Genomic DNA, 22,226 nt, shown 5'->3' with positions numbered 1-22,226 from the left:
ATACGAATCGGGCTTATTCTAGCCGCATCGCACAGGATGCGGCGATGCCATAGTGGATAAGTTGTCAGGACGTCAGCTTTGCGACGACCTCGGCCGGCGAGATGTTCTCGCGCGATCCGTCACTGCGGCGCTTCAGCTCGACCTTGCCCTCGGCCAATCCCTTCGGACCGACGAGGATCTGCCAGGGCACGCCGATCAGATCGGCGGTGGCGAACTTGCCGCCGGCGCGCTGGTCGGTGTCGTCATAGAGGACATCGACGCCCTTGGCGGTCAGCTCCTTGTAGAGCGCCTCGCAGGCCGCATCCGTATCGGCCGCGCCCTGCTTGAGGTTGAGGATCGACGCACGGAACGGCGCGACTTCTTCCGGCCAGATGATGCCGTTGTCGTCGTGGCTCGCCTCGATGATCGCGCCGAGCAGACGCGACACGCCGACGCCGTAAGAGCCGCCATGCACCGGCACTTCGGCGCCGTCGGGACCGGCGACATTGGCCTGCATCTTGTCGGAATATTTGGTGCCGAAATAGAAGATCTGGCCGACTTCGATGCCGCGGGTGTTCAGCCGCTTGTCTTCCGGCACTTCGCTCTCGAAGCGCGCGGCATCATGCACGTCTTCAGTGGCCGCATAGATCGAGGTCCACTGATTGATGATGCCCGACAGATCGCCGCTGTAATCCACGTCGGCAGGCGGGATCGGCAGATCGAGCACATCCTTGTTGCAGAACACGCCGGACTCGCCGGTTTCGGCAAGCACGATGAATTCGTGGCTATGATCGCCGCCGATCGGACCGGTTTCGGCGCGCATCGGAATCGCCTTCAGGCCCATACGGGCAAAGGTGCGCAGATAGGCGACGAACATCTGATTGTAGGAATGCTTCGCCGCGGCCTCGTCGATATCGAAAGAGTAGCCGTCTTTCATCAGGAATTCGCGGCCACGCATCACGCCGAAACGCGGACGCTGCTCGTCGCGGAACTTCCACTGGATGTGATAGAGATTGAGCGGCAGGCTCTTGTAGGACTTCACATAGCCGCGGAAGATCTCGGTGATCATTTCCTCATTGGTCGGCCCGTAGAGCAGCTCGCGCTTGTGGCGATCGGTGATACGCAGCATCTCGGGGCCGTACGCGTCATAGCGGCCGCTTTCGCGCCAGAGATCGGCGAGCTGCAGCGTCGGCATCAGGAGCTCGATGGCGCCGGCGCGGTTCTGCTCCTCGATGACGATGGCCTCGATCTTCTTCAGCACGCGCAGGCCGAGCGGCAGCCAGGCATAGATGCCCGCGGCTTCCTGACGGATCATGCCGGCACGCAGCATCAGCCGATGCGAGACGATCTCCGCTTCCTTCGGCGTTTCCTTGAGGATGGGAAGAAAATAGCGCGACAGCCGCATCGTGAAGCCTAAGGAATCGGAGGGAAATTTGAAGGCCCGAGTGAAACCGGATCGGGCGGCAAAACACAAGGGCGGCGGCTGAATCGATGCCCGACGGAGCAAATCCGTTGCAGTCTGCGGCAGGTTGCGCAACCTCCGCGTTTGAAATCCGGCCTATAAGGGCGTAAACGACAACCCTCAGTAGCGAAACGTCATTGAATTCTATGCATGCCTCAATTTTGAACAGACTATGCCGAAATTGATGACAAACACAAAAAGTTCAGCTACGACTCAAAGCTCAGGCACATCCGCAAGGATGAAGCCTGAAACGGTCCAAGTCTCGGGAGGAACCCTGACGCGCCAAAGCAGCGTCAACCCGCCAATCAAAGGATAAAATCCAACGATCGGGGTATATAGGGTCGACACAATTTTCCGAGCAGGGCCATGTGCCCTGCTCTTTTTTTGCGAACAAGTTCTGTTCGCCTAGCGAGCACGCTCTCTATCGCCAATTCCGACGAGTGATGCAAGCCGTTGATACGCGGCGAATTGCTGCATGGGGATGTGGGGCGGATGAGCGCAGCGTCATCCGCCGGCCGATTGCGTTGGGCGAAGAATGGCGGATGACGGCTTCGCCTTATCCGCCCTACGACGCCGCACGCTTCGGCTTGATGCCGGACAGCCACGAACACACAAGTCCCTGCGATGCACCGACGAAACCGAAAGTCAGCACCTGCGACAGCGGAATCGGCACCGAGGTCCAGATCTTCAGCATCGCGATGCTGACGACATAGCCGGTGATGGTCGAGGTCAGCACCTTCGGCCACAGGCCCATCTTGTCTTCCAGGAACCAGTCCTCGCCCCACATGATCAGCGAGGGAATGAGCCCGAACCAATAGGCGAAAGGCAATCCCATGATGAAGCCGGGAAAACCGCCGATCACCTTTCCGCTCAGTACTTCCCGGATTTCGAATGTCGCGAAGCCAACGGCTGGGCCAAGCAACAGGAACAACAGAAAGCGCTTCATGCAATTGCCCTCCGCCTTGCTTTGATCGCACGCGGGCTCACAGCGGAATGCCCATCAGTTTCGACAGCCGCTCGATATTCAGATAGCCGGCGTTATGCGCCGCCATTCCGGCTGCGAAGAACACAGCGGATAGCACGGTGGTCCAGATCAGCTTGCGCCCCATGCGTGCCAGCACGGGCGCGCCGGGATCGGTGCCTTCGATGCCCTCTCCTGCTTCCTGCTGGCTGCGCACGCCGAAGGGCAGCGTCAGGAACAACGTGACCCACCAGATCACGAAGTAGATCGCGAGCGCCGTCGAGATCGTATAGGCCATCGCGCCCTCAGGACTGTTCGATCTCGACCAAGGCGCCCGAAAAATCTTTCGGATGCAGGAACAGCACGGGCTTGTTATGCGCGCCGATCTTCGGCTCGCCATCGCCGAGCACGCGGGCGCCTTCGCTGATCAGCTGGTCACGCGCCGCGATGATATCCGGCACTTCGTAGCAGAGATGATGGATGGCGCCGTCCGGATTGCGCTCGACGAACTTTGCGATCGGCGACGCGTCGCCGAGCGGCTCGATGAATTCGATCTTGGTATTCGGCAGCGTCGCGAACACGGTGTAGACACCATGCTCAGGCAGCGGCACGCGGTCGGAGATCTCGGCGCCGAAAGCGGTGCCGTAGATCTTCGCGGCCTTGGCGGCGTCGGCAACGGCGATCGCCACGTGATTGAGCCTGCCCAGCATGATGTTTCCTCCGTATTTGTTTTCTTATTGTTCGATCACCAGCACCTGCACATAGCAGATGGTCTTCTTACCCCAGTGTTCGGCCAGGTTCGATCTGACCGCTCGCCGCACCGATTCCGCCATGGCATCGGGATCGCGCTTGCGCGCCTTTGGCAGGTTCTCGACCACCTCGACCACGACGTCATAGACGATGTCATCGAGCAACAGGCCAGCGCTGTTCTTCTCGGGAATGCCGATCAGATCCACGGCGGGATCGTCGAGCAGATCGCCCTTGCTGTTGATCGCCAGCGCAACCATGGCGCAGCCCGCAAAACCGAGACGGCGACGCTCGCTGACGGCGCGCGACTTTTCGCTTTCGAGAATGCTGCCATCCTTGAAGATGCGGCCCGACGGCAGTTGATCGATCACCGCGGAATCGCCGGGTCCGAGCTTCACGAGATCGCCGGTCTTGACGATCATCACCTTCGGTACGCCACAGGCACGCGCGAGCTTCGCGTGCTCGCTGAGATGCAGCGCTTCGCCATGCACGGGGATCAGCAATTCCGGACGCACCCAGGAGATCATGTCGCGCAATTCGTCGCGGCGCGGATGCCCGGAGACATGCACCAGCGCGTCGCGGTCGGTGATGACCTCGATGCCCTGGGTGACGAGGCCATTGATGATGGTGCCGACGGCCTTCTCATTGCCGGGAATGGTGCGCGACGAGAAGATCACTGTGTCGCCCTTGTTGAGCGTCACCATCGGATGATCGTCATTGGCGATGCGCGCAAGGGCCGCGCGGCTTTCGCCCTGGCTGCCCGTGCACAGCGCCAGCACCTTGTCCGGTGGGAAGTGACCGTAATAGTCGGCATTGCGGAACGCCGGCAGGCCGTCGAGATAGCCGCATTCGCGCGCCACCTGCACGACGCGCTCCATGGCGCGACCGACCAGCACGACCTCGCGGCCGGACGCTTGCGCAGCCTCGGCAACGGCACGCACGCGGGCGACATTCGATGCGAAGGTCGTGACAGCAACGCGGCCCTTGGACGCCATCACCAGCTTGGTGAGAGTCGCAGCCACTTCCATCTCGGACGGCGAGCGGCCATCACGCACGGCATTGGTGCTGTCACCGATGATCGCCAGCACGCCCTCGTCGCCGAGTTCGCGCAACCGCTTCTCGTCGGTGGGCTTGCCGATGATCGGGGTCGGATCGATCTTCCAGTCGCCTGTGTGCAGCACGGTGCCGACCGGCGAGTGAATCGCGATGGCATGGCTTTCCGGGATCGAATGCGCGACCGGGATCATTTCGATATCGAACGGGCCGACATTGAAGCGCGAACCGGACTCGACGACGGTCACGGGGATCTTCGGCGAGCCACGCTCGGCCGCGCATTTCGCCTCGAACAGTGCCGCGGAAAACTTGGTCGCATAGATCGGGCATTGCAGTTTTGGCCACAGATCGATGATGGCGCCGAAGTGATCCTCATGGGCATGCGTCAGCACGAGGCCGACGAGGTTCTTCTTCTGCTTTTCGAGAAAGGTGATGTCGGGCATCACCAGATCGATGCCGGGCAGATGCTCCTCGTCGCCGAAATAGACGCCGAGATCGATCGCCAGCCAGGAGCGCTGGTGGCGATTGCCGAGGCCATAGATCGACAGGTTCATGCCGATCTGGCCGACACCTCCCAGCGATGCAAATGTAAGTTCGTCGGGTCTTGTCATTGTCCAGTCCTTGCCGACGCCGCGGAGCCGAAGTGAACGTCGCCCGCCGAGATCGGCATATGCCGACCGTCCGCAGTGGCAACAATCAGACAACCGGCGTCGTCAATCGTATCGAAGATTCCAGAAACTGTGGAGTGACCAGCCTGTACGGACACGGGCTCGCCGAGTCCAGCGGCGCGGTCCAGCCACTTGGTCCGAATGGCGCCAAAACCGCGGCCATTGTCCCAGATCGCGCGATATTCCGCCCAGGCGTCCGACAGCGCGGTAAAAAGCCCCTCGGCATCGACATCGAGGCCGAGTGTTCGCAGCGAGGTGGCTGGATATGGCGTGTCTTCGGGATGCGCCACGACATTGGTGCCGATGCCGACCACGACGGCGAGCCCCGATGGAACCGCCTCGGCTTCGAGCAGGATACCCGAGAGCTTGGCCTTCCCGGCCAGCACGTCATTCGGCCATTTCAGGCGGAACTCCGGCATGGCGTCGGGCGCGCGCATCCGCGCTTCCACGCTGACGCGCTGGAGCGCCGCTTCCAGCGCGAGCCCTGCCGCAAAGCCGAGCGTCGCGGCCTGGGCGGGCGCGAGATCCATCACTTCAAGGATGCTGCTGGCGAGATTGCCGCGCGGCGCGCTCCATGGACGATGACGTCGTCCCCTGCCCGCGGTCTGTTCGCTGGTCACAAACCACATCGGACCGCGCTCGCCTGCGCGGGCACGGTCCATGGCTTCGATGTTGGTGGAACCGGTGCTGTCGAAGGCGGCGAGCTGCGTGCCCGCCGCCAGTGCTCGTGGCCCGAGCGCGAACGCCACTAGAAGAGCGACTTCGCGGCCAGCTGAGCTGCGCTGACCAGCGGCGCCGGATAGACGAAGAACAGGATGTTGAACACGCCCGTCACCGCAAGCACGGTGCGCAGTTCGACGCGCATCGGATCGAGGGCGCCGGCCGGCTCGTCGAAATACATCAGCTTGACGATGCGCAGATAATAGAACGCACCGACGACCGACGAGAGAACGCCGACCACAGCAAGCACGAACAGGCCCGACTTGATGGCCGCCATGAACACGTAGAACTTGCCGAAGAAGCCGGCCAGCGGCGGCACGCCGGCCAGCGAAAACAGGAACATGGCAAAGAAGAACGCCACGACCGGATTCGTGCGCGACAGACCGGCAAAGTCCGAAATGCTTTCGACCTGCTGGCCGTTGCGCTTCATGGTCAGGATGATGGCGAAGGAGCCCAGCGTCATCGCCACATAGATCGCAATGTAAACCAGCACGCCCTGCGCACCCTCTTGCGTGCCGGCGGCGAGGCCGACCAGCGCAAAGCCCATATGGCCGATGGAGGAGTAAGCCATCAGGCGCTTGATGTTGGTCTGGCCGATGGCAGCGAAGGAGCCGAGCACCATGGAGGCCAGCGACACGAACACCACGATCTGCTGCCACTGCACGGCAATGCCGGGGAATGCGGTGAGCGCGACGCGGGTGAACACCGCGAGTGCTGCCACTTTCGGGGCCGAGGCGAAGAACGCGGTGACCGGGGTCGGCGCGCCTTCATAGACGTCCGGCGTCCACATGTGGAACGGCACGGCCGAGACCTTGAAACAGAGACCGGCGAGCAGGAACACCAGGCCGAATACCAGGCCAATATTGCCGTTCTTGGCTTCGGCGGCGATGCCGGCGAAGTTCACGGTGCCGGTGAAGCCATAGACCATCGAGGCGCCGTAGAGCAGCATGCCCGACGACAGCGCGCCCAGCACGAAATACTTCAGGCCCGCTTCGGTGGACTTGGCATTGTCGCGGTTCGAGGCGGCGACGACATAGAGCGCAAGGCTCATCAGTTCGAGGCCGAGATAGAGCATGATCAGGTCGCCGGCCGAGATCAGCACCATCATGCCGATGGTCGAGAGCAGCACCAGGATCGGATACTCGAAGATGCGGCGGGTATCGTGTTCGAGGAATTCACGCGACAGCAGCAGCGTGACGCCCGAGGCGACCAGCGCCAGCACCTTCAGGAAGCGCGCATAATCATCGACGATGAAGCTGCCACCGAAGGTGACGAGCTTGCCAGCCGGCAGCATCACTTCGGCGATGCCGGTGACGATCAACAGGCAGATGGCGAGCGCCGAGACCAGCCCCGTCACCTTCGGCCCGTTGAAGGCGCCGATCATCAACAGCACCATGGCGCCCACTGCCAGGATCAGCTCCGGCAGCACGGGCAACAGTGAATATCCAGCGGTCGTAATGGTCATAGCGAGATCCTGGTCCGCTGCGGTCAGTGCAGCAGTGCCGCTGCCTTCACGGCAGCAGTTGCAGCAGCATAATTCTTGACGACGAGATCAACCGAGGCCGCCGACATATCGAGGACGGGCTTCGGATAGACACCGAACAGAATGGTGAGAATGGCGAGCGGCACCAGCAGCAGGCCTTCGCGGGCGGTCATGTCCTTCATGCCCATCAGCGCCGGCTTGGTCAGATCACCGAACACCACTTTGCGATAGAGCCACAGCGCATAGGCCGCCGAGAGAATGACGCCAGCGCAGGCGACCGTCGCGGTCGGGATCGAAACCTTGAAGGTGCCGAGCAGCGTCAGGAATTCGCCGACGAAGCCCGACGTGCCGGGCAGACCGACATTGGCCATGGTGAACACCATGAACAGCATCGCATAGATCGGCATCCGGTTGACGAGACCGCCATAGGCCGCGATTTCGCGGGTATGCATGCGGTCATAGGCAACGCCGACGCAGAGGAACAGCGCGCCCGACACGATACCATGCGAGATCATCTGGAACACCGCGCCCGCAACACCCTGCTGGGTGCCGGCAAAGATACCCATGGTGACATAGCCCATGTGTGCGACCGACGAATAAGCGATCAGCTTCTTGATGTCTTCCTGCATCAGCGCGACGAGCGAGGTGTAGACGATCGCAATCGCCGACAGCGTCCACACCATCGGTGCGAAATACAGCGACGCATCCGGGAACATCGGCAGCGAGAAGCGCAGAAAGCCGTAGCCGCCCATCTTCAGCATGATGGCAGCCAGCACGACCGAGCCGGCGGTCGGTGCTTCAACGTGTGCATCGGGTAGCCAGGTGTGCACCGGCCACATCGGCATCTTCACGGCAAAGGACGCGAAGAAGGCCAGCCATGCCCACATCTGCAGGCTGCGCGGCATCGCGGTCTGCATCAGGGTCGGGATGTCGGTCGTGCCCGCCTGCCAATACAGCGCCATGATGGCGAGCAGCATCAGCACCGAGCCCAGGAACGTGTAGAGGAAGAACTTGAAGGACGCATAGACGCGGCGCGGGCCACCCCAGATGCCGATGATCAGGAACATCGGGATCAGGCCGCCTTCGAAGAACAGATAGAACAGCACGAGATCGAGCGCCGAGAAGGTGCCGATCATCAGCGTTTCCAGAACAAGGAACGCCATCATGTATTCCGGCACGCGCTTCGAGACCGACTTCCACGAGCACAGGATGCAGAACGGCATCAGCGCAGTGGTCAGGATCACGAACGGGAACGAGATGCCGTCAACGCCCATATGGTAGTTGATGGTCGCAGCCAGCCAGGGCGCTTTTTCGACGAACTGGAAGCCGGCATTCGAACCGTCGTAACGCGCCACCATGATCAGCGACACGGCGAAGGTCGCGATGGTCGCCCACAGGGCGATCCACTTGGCATTGCGGTCGGCCGCCTCGTCGCGGCCGCGCGCCATCAGATAGACGAGCACGGCGCCGACGGTCGGCAGGAAGGTGGTGACCGAGAGGATCGGCCAGGTCATGACAGAGCCGGACATTAGTGGCCCCCCAGGCCGAAGATAAACCAGGTGATCAACCCGGCGACGCCGATCAGCATCGCGAAGGCGTAGTGATAGAGGTAGCCGGTCTGGATCTTGACCGCGCCGCGCGCGACGTCGAGCACGCGGGACGAGACACCGTCCGGCCCGAAGCCGTCGATGACCATGCCGTCGCCCTTCTTCCACAGGAAGTGACCGATCCACTTGGCCGGACGGACGAAGATGAGGTCGTACAGCTCGTCGAAATACCACTTGTTGAGCAGGAACTTGTAGAGCAGCGGATGCTGGTTCGCGAGTTCAACCGGCAGATACGGCTTGCGGATGTAGAACAGGTACGAAATCAGGAAGCCCAGCACCATCATCACGGTCGGGAGATACGGCACCCAGGTTGGCAGGTGATGCATCTCTTCGAGGATGTGCGGGTTCATCTTCAGCGACTCGCGGAAGAACTCACCGACATGGTGGCCAGCGAAGGATTCCTTGAACGGCAGACCGGCCGCGAACGAACCGATGCCGAGCACAGCCAGCGGGAACAGCATCCACATTGGCGGTTCATGCGCGTGATCGTAGTGCTTCTGATCATGCGGCTTGCCGTGGAAGGTCTTGAACACCAGGCGCCATGAGTAGAACGAGGTCAGCAGCGCTGCGACCGTGGTCATCAGGAAGCCGTAGAAAGCGAACGGATTGTGCGAGGCGTAAGCCGCTTCGATGATCGCGTCCTTCGAGAAGTAACCGGCGGTGAACGGGAAACCGGTCAGAGCCAGCGTGCCGATGGTCATCATCGCATAGGTGAACGGGATCTTGTTCCACAGGCCACCCATCTTCCGGATGTCCTGCTCGTGATGCATCGCATAGATCACCGAGCCCGAGCCCAGGAACAGCAGCGCCTTGAAGAAGGCATGCGTGAACAGGTGGAACATGGCGACCGAGTAAGCCCCCGTCCCCAGCGCCACGAACATGTAGCCGAGCTGCGAACAGGTCGAGTAAGCGACGATGCGCTTGATGTCGTTCTGCACGAGACCGATGGTCGCTGCGAAGAACGCCGTGGTGGCGCCGACCAGCATGACCACGTTCTGCGCGTTCGGCGCGAGTTCGAACAGCGGCGACATACGGGCGACCATGAAGACGCCCGCGGTGACCATGGTGGCGGCGTGAATGAGTGCCGACACGGGCGTCGGGCCTTCCATCGCGTCCGGCAGCCAGGTGTGCAGCAGGAACTGGGCCGACTTGCCCATGGCGCCGACGAACAGCAGCAGGCAGATCAGCGTCAGGGCATCGGCATGCCAGCCGAAGAAGTTGATGGTCTTGCCGGCCAGAGCCGGCGCACCGGCGAAGATGGTGTCGAAATCGGTGGTGCCCAGCAGCATGAAGATGCCGAAGATGCCGAGCAGGAAGCCGAAGTCGCCGACGCGGTTGACCACGAACGCCTTGATCGAGGCGGCGTTCGCCGACGGCTTCTTGAACCAGAAACCGATCAGCAGATACGAGGCGAGACCCACGCCTTCCCAGCCGAAGAACAGCTGCAGCAGGTTATCCGCGGTCACCAGCATGAGCATCATGAAGGTGAAGAGCGACAGATAGCCCATGAAGCGCGGCCGGTTCGGATCGTCTTCCATATAGCCGAGCGAATAGATGTGCACGAGCGACGACACCGTGGTGACGACGACGAGCATGACGGCGGTCAGCGTATCGACGCGCAGCGTCCAGGACAGCTGCAGGTCGCCCGAATTGATCCAGCTCAGCAGCACGATGCGGGCATCGTGGTGATTGAAGGCGACATCGACGAAGGTGATCCAGGACAAAGCCGCCGACACCACCAGCAGGCCGGCGGTGATCAGCTCGGCCGCGCGCGAACCAAAAGCTGCCGGCTCGGCCACGTGGTGGTGATCATCGTGATCATCATGGCCGTGGGCATGATCATCATGCGCATGCGACGCGTGGGCGTCGGCATGGCCGTGACCATGGTCGTCGTGACCATGCGCGTGGTCCATCTCGTCGCCGCTGGGGTTGCGACCATGCGCACCCGCAAGAGCGATGGCGCCAGCGATCAGCGCACCGATCAGCGGCAGGAATACAAGAGCCTGGATCATAACTGGCTCAGCCCTTCATCAGATTGACGTCTTCAACCGCGATCGAACCGCGGTTGCGGAAATACACCACGAGCACGGCGAGACCGATCGCTGCTTCCGCAGCGGCCACGGTCAGCACCAGCAGCGCAAACACCTGGCCGACGATGTCGCCAAGGAAGGTCGAGAACGCCACCATGTTGATGTTGACCGAGAGCAGGATCAGCTCGATCGACATCAGGATGACGATGATGTTCTTGCGGTTCAGGAAGATGCCCAAGATCCCGAGCGTGAACAGGATCGCGGCGACCGCCAGATAGTGTCCGAGACCGATGGTCATTTGATCCAGTTCCCCGAGTCCGAGTCCTGCAGGCCCTGCCCGACCGGCACCTTGCGCACGTCCATGGCCATGGTCTTGGTGCGCGCGTTCTGGACATTGATGTCCTGGCGCTTGACGTAACCGCGATGGCGCAGCGTCAGCACGATGGCGCCGATCATGGCGACCAGCAGCACCAGGCCGGCGAGCTGGAAGTAGTGAATATAGGTCGTGTAGAGCACGAGGCCGAGCGCCTCGGTGTTCGACACATTGGTCGGGATCGCCGCGGTGATCGCCTTGCCGGCATTCGGGTTCATCACCCAGCCGCCCGCGACGAGCAGCAGTTCGGCGAGGAAGATCGCGCCGACCAGCAGGCCGACCGGCAGATACTGGATGAAGCCTTCACGCAGCTGCGCGAAGTCAACGTCGAGCATCATGATCACGAACAGGAACAGCACCGCGACCGCGCCGACATAGACGACGATCAACAGCATCGCCAGGAATTCAGCGCCCATCAGGATGAACAGGCCGGATGCGTTGACGAAAGCGAGGATCAGGAACAGCACGGAATGCACGGGATTGCGGGACGCGATCACCATGACCGCGCAGGCGACGCAAACGCCGGCGAACAGATAGAAGAACAATGCGGGGAAGATCATGATTGCCCCTTAGCGATACGGCGCGTCGAGCGCGAGTGACTTCGCGATCTCGCGTTCCCAGCGATCGCCATTGGCGAGCAGCCTGGCCTTGTCATAGAAAAGCTCCTCGCGCGTCTCGGTGGCGAATTCGAAATTCGGCCCCTCGACGATCGCATCGACCGGACAGGCTTCCTGGCACAGTCCGCAATAGATGCATTTCACCATGTCGATGTCGTAGCGCACCGTGCGGCGGGTGCCGTCATTGCGGCGCGGGCCGGCCTCGATGGTGATGGCCTGGGCCGGACACACGGCTTCGCACAGCTTGCAGGCGATGCAGCGCTCTTCGCCGTTGGGATAACGGCGCAATGCGTGCTCACCGCGGAAGCGTGGCGAGATCGGGCCCTTCTCGAACGGATAGTTCAAGGTCGGCTTCGGCTTGAAGAAATACTTCATGGCGAGGACGAACGCTTGCGCGAACTCCGCCAGAAGCAGCGAATGAGCTGTTGCCCTGATATTCATAGTGACCTCATTTCGGAGCCAGGCCCCCGAATTGCAGCACGCCGGCGACGATGATCACGTAAGCCAGCGACAGCGGCAGAAACACCTTCCAGCCGAGACGCATCAGCTGGTCGTAGCGGTAGCGCGGCACGATCGCCTTCGCCATCGCGAACATGAAGAACATGAACATCACCTTGATGGCGAACCAGATGATGCCCGGCACCCAGGTAAACGGCGCGAACGGGATCGGCGACAACCAGCCACCGAGGAACATGATGGTCGCCAGCGCACACATGGACACAATGGCCACGTATTCACCGAGCATGAACAGCAGATACGGGGTCGAGCCGTATTCCGTCATGAAGCCCGCGACCAGTTCGGATTCCGCTTCCACGAGATCGAAGGGCGGACGGTTGGTTTCCGCCAGCGCCGACACGTAGAACACGATGAACATCGGGAACAGCGGGATGAAGTACCAGCCGAGGATACCCCACTTCGAATCCTGCGCCATCACGATGGCCGACAGGTTCAGCGAACCGACGCACAACAAGACGGTGATGATGACGAAGCCGATGGAGACTTCGTAGGACACCATCTGCGCGGCGGCGCGCAGCGCCGACAGGAACGGGTATTTCGAGTTCGACGCCCAGCCGGCCATGATGATGCCGTAGATCGACAGCGACGAGATCGCGAAGATGTAGAGCACGCCGACATTGAGATCGGCGATGACCCAGCCGGGATTGAACGGGATCACGGCCCAGGCGGCGAGCGCCAGGATACAGGACACCAGTGGCGCCAGCAGGAACACGCCCTTGTTCGAGCCCGACGGAACCACCGGCTCCTTCAGCACGAATTTCAGCAAGTCCGCGAAGGATTGCAGCAGACCGAACGGGCCGACCACGTTGGGGCCGCGACGGATCTGCACCGCCGCCCAGATCTTGCGGTCCGCCAGCAGGATGTAGGCGATCGCCACCAGCAGCAATACGAGCACGAGAAGGCTCTGCGCGATCATGATGATCAGCGGCCAGAGAGTGCTAGTCCAGAGTTCAGCCATCGTCTTACTCCGCCGCCGTCAGCAACTGGCCGGAAGCCAGGCGGGAACATTCCGCCATGACGGCTGACGCACGCGCGATCGGGTTGGTGAGGTAGAAATCCTCGACGGGGCTCTTGAACGGCGCCTTGTCGACGCTGCCACCCTTCCCTGCGAGGGTCTTGATGCCGGCGACATCGCCGGCCTCGATCTGGTCGAGGCGCATCAGATGCGGCGCCTGCTTGAAGATCGCCTGGCGCAGCTGCGCCAGCGAGTCGAACGGCAGCTTGTGGCCGAGCACGTCGGACAGAGCGCGGATGATCGCCCAGTCCTCGCGGGCATCGCCCGGCGGGAAGCCGGCGCGTTCCGCCATCTGCACGCGGCCTTCGGTGTTGACGAAGATGCCGGACTTTTCGGTATAGGCCGAGCCCGGCAGGATGACGTCGGCGCGGTGCGCGCCGCGCTCGCCATGGGTACCGATATAGACAACGAACGCGCCATCGGCGATCGCGACATCATCGGCGCCGAGCGAGAACACGACGTCCGCACCGCTGGCAATATTGCCACCGGCAAAACCGATATCGAGTGCGCCGACAGTGGATGCCGCCGACTGCAGCACGGCAAAGCCGTTCCAGCCGTCCTTGATCGCGCCGATGTCGGAGGCGAGCTTCGCCACCTGCCCCAGCACCGCAGCGCCGTCCGCACGTGAGAAGGCGCCTGCGCCGATCAGGATGATCGGGTTCTTGGCGTTCTTCAGCACGTCAGCGAAGGAGTGCTTGCCGGCGATCACGTCGGCCAGCGTCTCGGTGCCGGCGCCGAGATGATCGTAGCGATAGGTCAGATCGGCCTTGTCGCCGATCACGCCGATCTTGAGGTTGCCGCCGCGCCAGGCCTTGCGGATACGGGCGTTGAGAACGGCCGCTTCCTTGCGCGGGTTGGAGCCCACGATCAGCAGCGCATCGGCCTGCTCAATGCCGGCGATGGTCGGATTGAAGATGTAGGATGCACGGCCAGCGCTGGCGTCGAAGCCAGCGGTGTTGGCGGTCGCGACATTGCTTGAGCCGAGCGAGGCCAACAGCGCCTTGATGGCGAACATTTCCTCAATGGCCGCAAGATCACCGGCGACAGCGCCGACCTTGTTGCCAGCGGCTGCAACCTTCGCTGCGATGGCGCTGAACGCCTCGCCCCAGGTCGCTGCACGCAGCTTGCCGTTTTCGCGCAGATACGGACGATCGAGGCGCTGGGTACGCAGACCGTCAACCACGTGACGGGTCTTGTCCGAGATCCACTCCTCGTTCACCGCTTCATTGACGCGCGGCAGGATGCGCATCACTTCGCGGCCACGGGTATCGACGCGGATGGCCGAACCGACCGCGTCCATCACGTCGATGGACTGGGTCTTGCCGAGCTCCCACGGACGCGCCGCGAACGCATAAGGCTTCGAGGTCAAGGCACCGACCGGGCAGATATCGACGAGATTGCCCTGCAGCTCCGAAGTCAGCGCGGTTTCGAGGAAGGACGTGATCTCCATGTCCTCGCCGCGGCCGATGGCGCCCATTTCCGGCGCGCCGGCGACTTCCGCGGCGAAGCGGACACAGCGCGTGCACTGGATGCAGCGGGTCATCGAGGTCTTCACGAGGGCGCCGAGATACTTGTCCTCGACGGCGCGCTTGTTCTCGGCGAAGCGGCTGGTATCGACACCATAGCCCATCGCCTGGTCCTGCAGATCGCACTCGCCGCCCTGATCGCAGATCGGGCAATCCAGCGGGTGGTTGATGAGCAGGAACTCCATCACGCCTTCGCGGGCCTTCTTGACCATCGGCGAACGCGTGGAGATTTCCGGCGGCTCGCCATTCGGGCCCGGACGGCAGTCACGTACGCCCCAGGCGCAGCTGGCAACCGGCTTCGGTCCGCCCTTCACTTCCACCAGGCACATGCGGCAGTTGCCGGCGATGGACAGGCGCTCGTGATAGCAGAAGCGCGGAATCTCGGCACCCGCAGCTTCACACGCCTGCAACAGCGTGTAGTCCGCGGGGACATCGATCTCTTTGCCGTCAACGATCAGTTTCGTCATTGTCCTTACTCCGCCGCGACCAGATGCGCGGGATCGAGAATGCCCTGATCGTCGAGCGACGCCTTGCGGCTGAACTCTTCGATGCGGCGTTCGATCTCCGGGCGGAAGGCGCGGATCAGGCCCTGCACCGGCCACGCGGCGGCATCGCCGAGCGCGCAGATGGTGTGGCCTTCGACCTGCTTGGTAACTTCGAGCAGCATGTCGATTTCGCGCTTGTGGGCGCGGCCGTCGACCATGCGGGTGAGCACGCGCCACATCCAGCCGGTGCCTTCGCGGCACGGCGTGCACTGGCCGCAGCTCTCATGCTTGAAGAAGTAGCTGATGCGGGCAATCGCGGCGACAACGTCCGTGGACTTGTCCATGACGATGACGCCCGCGGTGCCGAACGAGGACTTCACGGCACGGGTGCCGTCGAAATCCATGATGAGTTCCTGGCAATCCGCGGCCGGGATCATCGGGCACGATGCGCCGCCCGGGATGATCGCGAGCAGATTGTCCCAGCCACCACGAATGCCGCCGCCATGCTTCTCGATCAACTCGCGGAACGGAATGCTCATGGCGTCTTCGACAACGCAGGGCGTGTTGACGTGGCCGGAGATGCCGTAAAGCTTGGTGCCGACATTGTTCGGACGGCCGATGCCGGCGAACCACGACGCGCCACGACGCAGGATGTCCGGCGCAACGGCGATGGACTCCACATTGTTCACCGTGGTCGGGCAGCCATACAAACCGACATTGGCCGGGAATGGCGGCTTCAGGCGCGGCTGGCCCTTCTTGCCTTCCAGGCTTTCGAGCAGCGCGGTTTCTTCACCGCAGATGTAAGCGCCGGCGCCGTGCGCGACATAGAGGTCGAACGGCCAGCCATGGATGTTGTTCTTGCCGATCAGGTTCGCATCATAGGCCTGATCGATCGCGGCCTGCAGGCGCTCGCGCTCGCGGATGAATTCGCCGCGCACATAGATGTAGCAGGCATTGGCGCCCATCGCGAAAGACGCGATCAGGCAGCCCTCGACCAGCGTATGCGGGTCGTGGCGCATGATCTCGCGGTCCTTGCACGTACCCGGCTCGGACTCGTCGGCATTGACGACGAGATAGCTCGGGCGGCCGTCCTTGCTCTCCTTCGGCATGAAGGACCACTTCATGCCGGTCGGGAAGCCGGCGCCGCCGCGGCCGCGCAGGCCCGACGCCTTCATCTCATTGATGATCCAGTCGCGGCCCTTGTCGATAATGGCCTTGGTGCCATCCCAACCGCCACGACGGCGCGCGCCTTCGAGACCGAAGTCGTCGAGGCCGTAGAGATTGCGGAAGATGCGGTCCTTGTCGTCGAGCATGGCTTCCTCGATCAGCGATTGGTTTGCTTGAAGGCGATCACCGCGGCGCCAAGGCCGAAGGCCATCGCCCAGATCAAGCTCGATTCAAACGTGGACTGCAGCACGAAACGCTGCAGGACAAACATGAACGCAGCCGCGGCTGCAGTGTGCAGCAGCATGTACAGCCACTTGTTCATGGCATCGTCCCCCGGCTTCAATGCAATGGCTTTCACGCGCGCGCGTTTCATTTCTTCGGCTCCTTCGGAGCGCCGCCCTTCGGCGGATTATCCTTGGTCGCATCCGCAGCCGGAGCCTTCGGCGCCGGACGCTCCTGCGCATTGGCGGACTCGGTCTGCTTCTTCGGCTCGGCATCGGCGAGCGCCGGCTCCTTGGTCAGAGCCTCCGACTTGGTGTAGTTCGGCGCGCCACCGTCCTTCATCACGCGCGCACCGCCTTCGGGGGCTGCGAACTGACGGCCGATCTGCGAACCCGGCTTCGGCGGCGTGCCCGCGGCAAAGCCGTCGATCAGCTTGTTCATGCTGTCGCGGTCGAGATCCTCATAGGTGTCGCTCCAGATCATCGCCATCGGGGCGTTGACGCAGGCGCCGAGGCACTCGACCTCTTCCCAGGAGAAATCACCGTCCGCCGACAGGTGGAACGGGTCGTGATGGATGCGGTGCTGGCAGACATCGATGAGGTCGCCGGCGCCGCGAAGCATGCAAGGCGTGGTGCCGCAGACCTGGATGTGGGCCTTCTTGCCGACCGGCTGCAGCTGGAACATCGTGTAGAAGGTCGCAACCTCCATCACGCGAATATACGGCATCTCCAGCATGTCGGCGACGTAGCGGATGGCCGCTTCCGACACCCAGCCGGCATGCTGCTCCTGCGCACGCCACAGGATCGAGATCACCGCGGAGGCCTGACGACCCGGCGGAAACTTCTCGATCTGCTTCTTCGCCCACGCCAGGTTCTCGGGCGTGAAGTCGAAGGATGCGGGCTGCTGTTCTTTCGGGGCCAGACGGCGGACAGACATGGTGGTTACTCTCAGTGAGCGCGGCGCGCCGCGCTCGCATTCAGATTATTGAAGCGATCGAGCCAGAACGCACTGGAGGTGCCGAACACATTGTAGCCAACGTGTGTGGACACCTTGATGCGATCGAGAATCGACAACTCGGTCACGGTTTCGAAACGGTTGGTGGCGGGATCATGCACGATCAGCGACAGCGGTGTTTGATCCAGGATGTAGCGCGAGACCGTGTGCGCGGGGTCATTGCCGTGCTCTTCGCACATGATGACCGAGTCGCCCTGCAGCAAACGCGTGCCGCCCTTGATGGCCTCGATCTCGACGCCTTCGACGTCGAGCTTGATGAGATATTTTCCCGACAGCGACAGCTTGCCGTCGTCGAGCAGATTGTCGAGCGCGATGACCGGCACTTCCTCGCCGGCGCTCTGGTCGCCCGCGATGCTGAAGGCCTCATGCTTGGTGCCCGACAGCCGCGCAGTGCCGCGCACCGAACCGATCGCGCATTTGATGACCTCGAAACGATCACCATTGATCTTGGCGTTGTTAGCGAGCTTCGGAAAATTCTCGCCCGATGGCTCGATGGCAATCGCCTTGTGCGAGCCGAACGGCGCGCTCGAGACCAGCACCGACCAGTAGCCATAGTTCGCGCCGCAATCGAGCAGCGTGTAATCGACATCGACGGAATTCTTGAACAGCAGCTCAAGCTCGTCTTCGTAGGAGAAGCCGCGGTCGAGCAGCTTGCTCCAGTAGCCGTCGCCGAACGGGAATGCGAACAGCGCATCCGCATTCAGCTTCACCACCAGATTGCGCGCCGGCAGCACAGTCGCGCGCATCAGATTGGCGCACATATTGTAGCCGCGATGCGAGAACGACGCCGACATTTTCGAGCCTGCCGCCAGCACGCACGCCATCGTGCGCTCCCAGAGGTTTACCCCCTGGAGCGCGCCCGATGCGCGGTCAAACTGGATGGGAGGCGTCAATGTCACCGATCGACCTCACCGAACACGATATCGATGGAGCCCAGGATTGCCGAGACGTCGGCCAGCTGGTGGCCGCGGCACAGGAAGTCCATCGCCTGCAGATGCGCAAAGCCCGGCGCGCGGATCTTGCACTTGTACGGCTTGTTGCTGCCGTCCGAGACCAGATACACGCCGAATTCGCCCTTCGGCGCTTCCACGGCGGCATAGACCTCGCCCTCGGGCACATGCACGCCTTCGGTATAGAGCTTGAAGTGATGGATCAGCGCTTCCATCGAGCGCTTCATCTCGGCGCGACGCGGCGGGAAGATCTTGCTGTCCTCGACGGCAACAGGCCCCTGCCCGTCGGCCGCGCGCATCTTGGCGATGCACTGCTTCATGATCTTGGTGGACTGGCGCATCTCTTCGACGCGGATGCAGTAGCGATCGTAGCAGTCGCCGTTCTTGCCGATCGGAATGTCGAATTCCATCTCGCCGTAGCACTCGTAAGGCTGCGCCTTGCGCAGGTCCCACGACGCGCCCGAACCGCGCACCATCACGCCGGAGAAGCCCCACTTCCAAGCGTCGTCCAGCTTCACGACGCCGATATCGACGTTGCGCTGCTTGAAGATGCGGTTGTTGGTGAGCAGCGTCTCGAGATCGTCGAGCACGCGCGGGAACGCATCACACCAGGTGTCGATGTCGTTGATGAGCGCGGGCGGCAGGTCCTGATGCACGCCGCCGACACGGAAGAATGCGGCATGCATGCGCGAGCCCGAGGCGCGCTCATAGAACACCATCAGCTTTTCGCGCTCTTCAAACCCCCACAGCGGCGGGGTGAGCGCGCCGACGTCCATCGCCTGCGTGGTGACGTTGAGCAGATGCGACAGGATGCGGCCGATTTCCGAATACAGCACGCGGATCAGCTGGCCGCGGCGCGGCACGGTGATGCCGAGCAATTTCTCAGCGGCGAGACAGAAGGCATGCTCCTGATTCATCGGCGCGACGTAATCGAGGCGATCGAAATACGGGATCGCCTGCATATAGGTCTTCTGCTCGATCAGCTTCTCGGTGCCGCGGTGAAGCAGACCGATATGCGGATCGACGCGCTCGACGACTTCGCCGTCGAGCTCAAGAACCAGACGCAACACGCCGTGCGCTGCCGGATGCTGCGGGCCGAAGTTGATCGTGAAATTACGGACGCCGGGTTGATCGTTCATCACTTAACCCCTGCCTTCTCGTCGCCGGGCAGCGTCGGATAATCGGCGCCTTCCCATGGCGACAGGAAGTCGAACTTGCGGAATTCCTGATTGAGCCGGACCGGCTCATAGATCACGCGCTTCTCCTGGTCGTCGTAGCGAACCTCGACGAAACCGGTGAGCGGGAAATCCTTGCGCAGCGGATGGCCGTCGAAGCCATAGTCCGTCAGCAAACGACGCATGTCGGGATGGCCGACAAAGATCACGCCGTAGAGGTCGTAAGCCTCGCGCTCGAACCAGTCAGCGCCCGGGAAGACGTCGATGATCGACGGCACCTGGGTCGTCTCCGAGGCCAGCGCCTTGACGCGCAGACGCACATTCAGGAACGGCGACATCAGGTGATAGACGACGTCGAAACGCTTCTCGCGGCCGGGATAATCCACGGCGGTCGCATCGGTGAAGTTGACGAAACGGCAGCGCGGATCGTCACGCAGGAACTGCATGATCTCGACGATCTTCGACACGTCCACATTCAGCGTCAGTTGGTCGAAGGCGACCGAGGTGCTGACGACGGCACCGGGCAATGCGCCCTTGATGATATCGCCCAGACCGGAAAGATCAGTCACTTGTGGGTCTCCAGATCGCTCAAGCGCTTTTCTAATACGCTCAGCCGCTCTTCAAATTCGCCGGTTACTATCGCGCAGCAGAGGAATGACCATGTTCGAAGAACTTGCCATTCCACTGTCTCATTTCGTTTAGCGTTCGATCGTGCCGATGCGCCGGATCTTCTTCTGCAGCAGCAGCACGCCGTAGAGCAGCGCTTCTGCCGTGGGCGGGCAGCCCGGCACATAGATGTCGATCGGGACGATGCGGTCGCAGCCGCGCACCACTGAATAGGAATAGTGGTAATAGCCGCCGCCATTGGCGCATGATCCCATCGAGATCACATAGCGAGGCTCCGGCATCTGGTCATAGACCTTGCGCAGCGCCGGCGCCATCTTGTTGGTCAGCGTGCCGGCAACGATCATCACGTCGGACTGGCGCGGCGACGCACGCGGCGCGAAGCCGAAGCGCTCCACGTCGTAACGCGGCATCGACACCTGCATCATCTCGACCGCGCAGCAGGCGAGACCGAAGGTCATCCACATCAGCGAGCCGGTGCGTGCCCAGGTGATCAGGTCGTCAGCGGCCGCGACAAAGAAGCCCTTGTCCGACAGCTCGGCATTGACTTCGAGGAAATACGGATCGTTCGCGCCGACCGGCTTGCCGGTGGACGGATCGAGGATGCCACGCGGCGCCTGCGCGATGGCAGGAGCGGGAGCAGTTGCGGGGCTCAATCCCATTCGAGCGCGCCTTTCTTCCATTCGTAGGCGAAGCCGACAGTCAACACGCCGAGAAACACGATCATCGACCAGAAACCGGCGACACCGACCTTGCCGAAGGCCACCGCCCACGGAAACAGGAAGGCGACTTCGAGGTCGAAAATGATGAAGAGAATCGCCACCAGATAGAAGCGCACATCGAACTTCATGCGGGCATCGTCAAAAGCGTTGAATCCGCATTCATAGGCGGACAGCTTTTCCGGATCCGGGTTCTGATAAGCGACAAGGAATGGCGCGATCAGCAGCGACAAACCGATGACGGATGCGATGCCGATGAAAACCACGAGAGGAAGATAATTCTGCAAGATGCCGTTCATCGGCGATGCCTATCCCCGCGGCAGATGGTTTGCCGCAGATTCGAACATTGGAATGGTTCTGAGCCTTAGCGCAGCGCAACAAGCCATGCAACACCGGGGATGTTGACAGTTTTCCGCCCCTGCCATGCGCAATCGGCCCTGATGCAAGGCGATCCCTTCCCCCGCCAATGACACCGCTTCTGCTCTCGCATGCAAACCTTGCGACAGGGTTTCCCGCAGGTTGAAATTGCCACGCAACGTGACCGCAAACGCATCGCACCGGGCACATCATCCCGGCTCGCCCTGCTCGGCGATCAACTTGGGGCTGCAGTTAGGGGTGCGGCGGCTGCCCGATTAAATCTACGCGCTCAGCGCGCTTTGCAATGTTGCTGCAATGCACCGTCGAAAAAAATCATTCTCCCGGCGAACCAAACCTCAGGACATTCGTATCCTGAGAGCCAGCGCTGTGCTGGCATTTGACTGACAAGAGGTTCCCATGACGAAATTCTTGATCACGGCAGCAGCGCTTTCGATTCTCGCCGTCGCCCCGGCATCGGCCAAGCCGATGATGATGGGCTGCAGCGGCGACGGCATGATGAAGGTGAATAACATGTCCACCGCCATGGCGGACGGCCAGCAGAAGATGATGATGGACCGCGAGATCGGCATGGCCAATGAATCCATGTCGAAAGGCGATGTGCGCGGCTGCAACAAGCACCTCGCAAACGCGCAGAAGATGGGCATGATGAAGCCCAAAGCCGATAGCGGCATGATGGGCGGCGGCATGATGATGCCGATGATGCCCATGGCAGGCGGCGACTCGAAGAAGATGTAA

Annotated in this window: 23 protein-coding genes; 1 reads left to right on the top strand and 22 read right to left on the bottom strand. The window is 62.0% G+C overall.

The features are described from left to right. Positions 1-64: 64 nt before the first annotated feature. The 22 genes from proS to AC1RQ5_RS15835 form a co-directional block, all read right to left on the bottom strand. Entirely contained in the window at positions 65-1,384 is a 1,320-nt protein-coding gene (gene proS / locus AC1RQ5_RS15940; RefSeq protein ID WP_493200191.1) for a proline--tRNA ligase, read from the bottom strand. A 622-nt stretch (positions 1,385-2,006) separates the two neighbouring features. After that, positions 2,007-2,387 carry a hypothetical protein gene (locus AC1RQ5_RS15935; protein WP_493200189.1) on the bottom strand — a complete coding sequence of 127 codons (381 nt, stop codon included), beginning with the start codon at positions 2,385-2,387 and terminating at the stop codon, positions 2,007-2,009. Positions 2,388-2,424: 37 nt separating this feature from the next. Further along, a complete protein-coding gene (locus tag AC1RQ5_RS15930) occupies positions 2,425-2,700 on the bottom strand; it encodes a DUF1467 family protein (protein ID WP_493200187.1) in 276 nt (91 codons plus the stop codon). Positions 2,701-2,707: 7 nt separating this feature from the next. Continuing rightward, the gene (gene mce, locus AC1RQ5_RS15925) at positions 2,708-3,112 is read right to left on the bottom strand and encodes a methylmalonyl-CoA epimerase (protein ID WP_398478672.1); all 405 of its coding nucleotides are present in this window, start codon (positions 3,110-3,112) and stop codon (positions 2,708-2,710) included. A 24-nt stretch (positions 3,113-3,136) separates the two neighbouring features. Continuing rightward, on the bottom strand, positions 3,137-4,813 hold the full coding sequence (locus tag AC1RQ5_RS15920; protein WP_398478670.1) for a ribonuclease J: 1,677 nt from the start codon (positions 4,811-4,813) through the stop codon (positions 3,137-3,139). Continuing rightward, positions 4,810-5,619 (bottom strand): biotin--[acetyl-CoA-carboxylase] ligase, encoded by an 810-nt coding sequence (locus AC1RQ5_RS15915; protein ID WP_493200184.1) that lies wholly within the window; start codon positions 5,617-5,619, stop codon positions 4,810-4,812. The genes AC1RQ5_RS15920 and AC1RQ5_RS15915 overlap by 4 nt, the downstream gene beginning before the upstream one ends. After that, entirely contained in the window at positions 5,619-7,055 is a 1,437-nt protein-coding gene (nuoN, locus tag AC1RQ5_RS15910; protein WP_493200182.1) for an NADH-quinone oxidoreductase subunit NuoN, read from the bottom strand. The genes AC1RQ5_RS15915 and nuoN overlap by 1 nt, the downstream gene beginning before the upstream one ends. A gap of 23 nt (positions 7,056-7,078) precedes the next feature. Then, a complete protein-coding gene (locus AC1RQ5_RS15905) occupies positions 7,079-8,602 on the bottom strand; it encodes an NADH-quinone oxidoreductase subunit M (protein ID WP_398478663.1) in 1,524 nt (507 codons plus the stop codon). Continuing rightward, positions 8,602-10,692 (bottom strand): NADH-quinone oxidoreductase subunit L, encoded by a 2,091-nt coding sequence (gene nuoL, locus AC1RQ5_RS15900; RefSeq protein WP_493200180.1) that lies wholly within the window; start codon positions 10,690-10,692, stop codon positions 8,602-8,604. The genes AC1RQ5_RS15905 and nuoL overlap by 1 nt, the downstream gene beginning before the upstream one ends. 7 nt (positions 10,693-10,699) lie before the next feature. Continuing rightward, a complete protein-coding gene (gene nuoK, locus AC1RQ5_RS15895) occupies positions 10,700-11,008 on the bottom strand; it encodes an NADH-quinone oxidoreductase subunit NuoK (protein WP_211908799.1) in 309 nt (102 codons plus the stop codon). Then, entirely contained in the window at positions 11,005-11,643 is a 639-nt protein-coding gene (locus AC1RQ5_RS15890) for an NADH-quinone oxidoreductase subunit J (protein WP_398478659.1), read from the bottom strand. Before AC1RQ5_RS15890 ends, nuoK begins: the two co-directional genes overlap by 4 nt. A gap of 9 nt (positions 11,644-11,652) precedes the next feature. Then, complete coding sequence (gene nuoI, locus AC1RQ5_RS15885; protein WP_398478657.1) at positions 11,653-12,141, bottom strand: NADH-quinone oxidoreductase subunit NuoI; 489 nt, start codon at positions 12,139-12,141, stop codon at positions 11,653-11,655. A 7-nt stretch (positions 12,142-12,148) separates the two neighbouring features. Next, positions 12,149-13,174, bottom strand: coding sequence for an NADH-quinone oxidoreductase subunit NuoH (nuoH, locus tag AC1RQ5_RS15880; RefSeq protein ID WP_398478655.1), 1,026 nt, complete (start codon positions 13,172-13,174; stop codon positions 12,149-12,151). Positions 13,175-13,178: 4 nt separating this feature from the next. Then, positions 13,179-15,224, bottom strand: coding sequence for an NADH-quinone oxidoreductase subunit NuoG (gene nuoG / locus AC1RQ5_RS15875; protein ID WP_493200177.1), 2,046 nt, complete (start codon positions 15,222-15,224; stop codon positions 13,179-13,181). Positions 15,225-15,229: 5 nt separating this feature from the next. Then, entirely contained in the window at positions 15,230-16,555 is a 1,326-nt protein-coding gene (nuoF, locus tag AC1RQ5_RS15870) for an NADH-quinone oxidoreductase subunit NuoF (RefSeq protein ID WP_398478651.1), read from the bottom strand. Positions 16,556-16,566: 11 nt separating this feature from the next. Further along, positions 16,567-16,782, bottom strand: coding sequence for a hypothetical protein (locus tag AC1RQ5_RS15865; protein WP_493200175.1), 216 nt, complete (start codon positions 16,780-16,782; stop codon positions 16,567-16,569). Further along, a complete protein-coding gene (nuoE, locus tag AC1RQ5_RS15860; RefSeq protein ID WP_493200173.1) occupies positions 16,779-17,567 on the bottom strand; it encodes an NADH-quinone oxidoreductase subunit NuoE in 789 nt (262 codons plus the stop codon). The genes AC1RQ5_RS15865 and nuoE overlap by 4 nt, the downstream gene beginning before the upstream one ends. Positions 17,568-17,578: 11 nt before the next feature. Next, positions 17,579-18,544 (bottom strand): FkbM family methyltransferase, encoded by a 966-nt coding sequence (locus AC1RQ5_RS15855; protein ID WP_493200171.1) that lies wholly within the window; start codon positions 18,542-18,544, stop codon positions 17,579-17,581. After that, on the bottom strand, positions 18,541-19,734 hold the full coding sequence (locus AC1RQ5_RS15850; protein WP_493200170.1) for an NADH-quinone oxidoreductase subunit D: 1,194 nt from the start codon (positions 19,732-19,734) through the stop codon (positions 18,541-18,543). Before AC1RQ5_RS15850 ends, AC1RQ5_RS15855 begins: the two co-directional genes overlap by 4 nt. Beyond that, the gene (locus AC1RQ5_RS15845; RefSeq protein WP_398478641.1) at positions 19,734-20,339 is read right to left on the bottom strand and encodes an NADH-quinone oxidoreductase subunit C; all 606 of its coding nucleotides are present in this window, start codon (positions 20,337-20,339) and stop codon (positions 19,734-19,736) included. The genes AC1RQ5_RS15850 and AC1RQ5_RS15845 overlap by 1 nt, the downstream gene beginning before the upstream one ends. 129 nt (positions 20,340-20,468) lie before the next feature. Further along, positions 20,469-21,056 carry a NuoB/complex I 20 kDa subunit family protein gene (locus AC1RQ5_RS15840; protein ID WP_398478638.1) on the bottom strand — a complete coding sequence of 196 codons (588 nt, stop codon included), beginning with the start codon at positions 21,054-21,056 and terminating at the stop codon, positions 20,469-20,471. Beyond that, positions 21,047-21,412, bottom strand: coding sequence for an NADH-quinone oxidoreductase subunit A (locus AC1RQ5_RS15835; RefSeq protein WP_398478636.1), 366 nt, complete (start codon positions 21,410-21,412; stop codon positions 21,047-21,049). Before AC1RQ5_RS15835 ends, AC1RQ5_RS15840 begins: the two co-directional genes overlap by 10 nt. Positions 21,413-21,887: 475 nt before the next feature. Here AC1RQ5_RS15835 and AC1RQ5_RS15830 point away from each other — a divergent pair, with 475 nt between their 5' ends. Next, the gene (locus tag AC1RQ5_RS15830) at positions 21,888-22,226 is read left to right on the top strand and encodes a hypothetical protein (protein ID WP_398478634.1); all 339 of its coding nucleotides are present in this window, start codon (positions 21,888-21,890) and stop codon (positions 22,224-22,226) included.

The sequence above is a fragment of the Tardiphaga sp. GW821-FHT12E02 genome (assembly GCF_058807155.1).
This window is presented reverse-complemented; position numbering and strand designations above follow the sequence as displayed.

Bases quoted from the DNA above. Each gene is read 5' to 3' on its own strand.
- proS (WP_493200191.1), bottom strand. From the start codon at position 1,384: ATGCGGCTGTCGCGCTATTTTCTTCCCATCCTCAAGGAAACGCCGAAG.
- AC1RQ5_RS15935 (WP_493200189.1), bottom strand. From the start codon at position 2,387: ATGAAGCGCTTTCTGTTGTTCCTGTTGCTTGGCCCAGCCGTTGGCTTC.
- AC1RQ5_RS15930 (WP_493200187.1), bottom strand. From the start codon at position 2,700: ATGGCCTATACGATCTCGACGGCGCTCGCGATCTACTTCGTGATCTGG.
- mce (WP_398478672.1), bottom strand. From the start codon at position 3,112: ATGCTGGGCAGGCTCAATCACGTGGCGATCGCCGTTGCCGACGCCGCC.
- AC1RQ5_RS15920 (WP_398478670.1), bottom strand. From the start codon at position 4,813: ATGACAAGACCCGACGAACTTACATTTGCATCGCTGGGAGGTGTCGGC.
- nuoN (WP_493200182.1), bottom strand. From the start codon at position 7,055: ATGACCATTACGACCGCTGGATATTCACTGTTGCCCGTGCTGCCGGAG.
- AC1RQ5_RS15905 (WP_398478663.1), bottom strand. From the start codon at position 8,602: ATGTCCGGCTCTGTCATGACCTGGCCGATCCTCTCGGTCACCACCTTC.
- nuoL (WP_493200180.1), bottom strand. From the start codon at position 10,692: ATGATCCAGGCTCTTGTATTCCTGCCGCTGATCGGTGCGCTGATCGCT.
- nuoK (WP_211908799.1), bottom strand. From the start codon at position 11,008: ATGACCATCGGTCTCGGACACTATCTGGCGGTCGCCGCGATCCTGTTC.
- AC1RQ5_RS15890 (WP_398478659.1), bottom strand. From the start codon at position 11,643: ATGATCTTCCCCGCATTGTTCTTCTATCTGTTCGCCGGCGTTTGCGTC.
- nuoI (WP_398478657.1), bottom strand. From the start codon at position 12,141: ATGAATATCAGGGCAACAGCTCATTCGCTGCTTCTGGCGGAGTTCGCG.
- nuoH (WP_398478655.1), bottom strand. From the start codon at position 13,174: ATGGCTGAACTCTGGACTAGCACTCTCTGGCCGCTGATCATCATGATC.
- nuoG (WP_493200177.1), bottom strand. From the start codon at position 15,224: ATGACGAAACTGATCGTTGACGGCAAAGAGATCGATGTCCCCGCGGAC.
- nuoF (WP_398478651.1), bottom strand. From the start codon at position 16,555: ATGCTCGACGACAAGGACCGCATCTTCCGCAATCTCTACGGCCTCGAC.
- AC1RQ5_RS15865 (WP_493200175.1), bottom strand. From the start codon at position 16,782: ATGAAACGCGCGCGCGTGAAAGCCATTGCATTGAAGCCGGGGGACGAT.
- nuoE (WP_493200173.1), bottom strand. From the start codon at position 17,567: ATGTCTGTCCGCCGTCTGGCCCCGAAAGAACAGCAGCCCGCATCCTTC.
- AC1RQ5_RS15850 (WP_493200170.1), bottom strand. From the start codon at position 19,734: ATGAACGATCAACCCGGCGTCCGTAATTTCACGATCAACTTCGGCCCG.
- AC1RQ5_RS15840 (WP_398478638.1), bottom strand. From the start codon at position 21,056: ATGGGATTGAGCCCCGCAACTGCTCCCGCTCCTGCCATCGCGCAGGCG.
- AC1RQ5_RS15835 (WP_398478636.1), bottom strand. From the start codon at position 21,412: ATGAACGGCATCTTGCAGAATTATCTTCCTCTCGTGGTTTTCATCGGC.
- AC1RQ5_RS15830 (WP_398478634.1), top strand. From the start codon at position 21,888: ATGACGAAATTCTTGATCACGGCAGCAGCGCTTTCGATTCTCGCCGTC.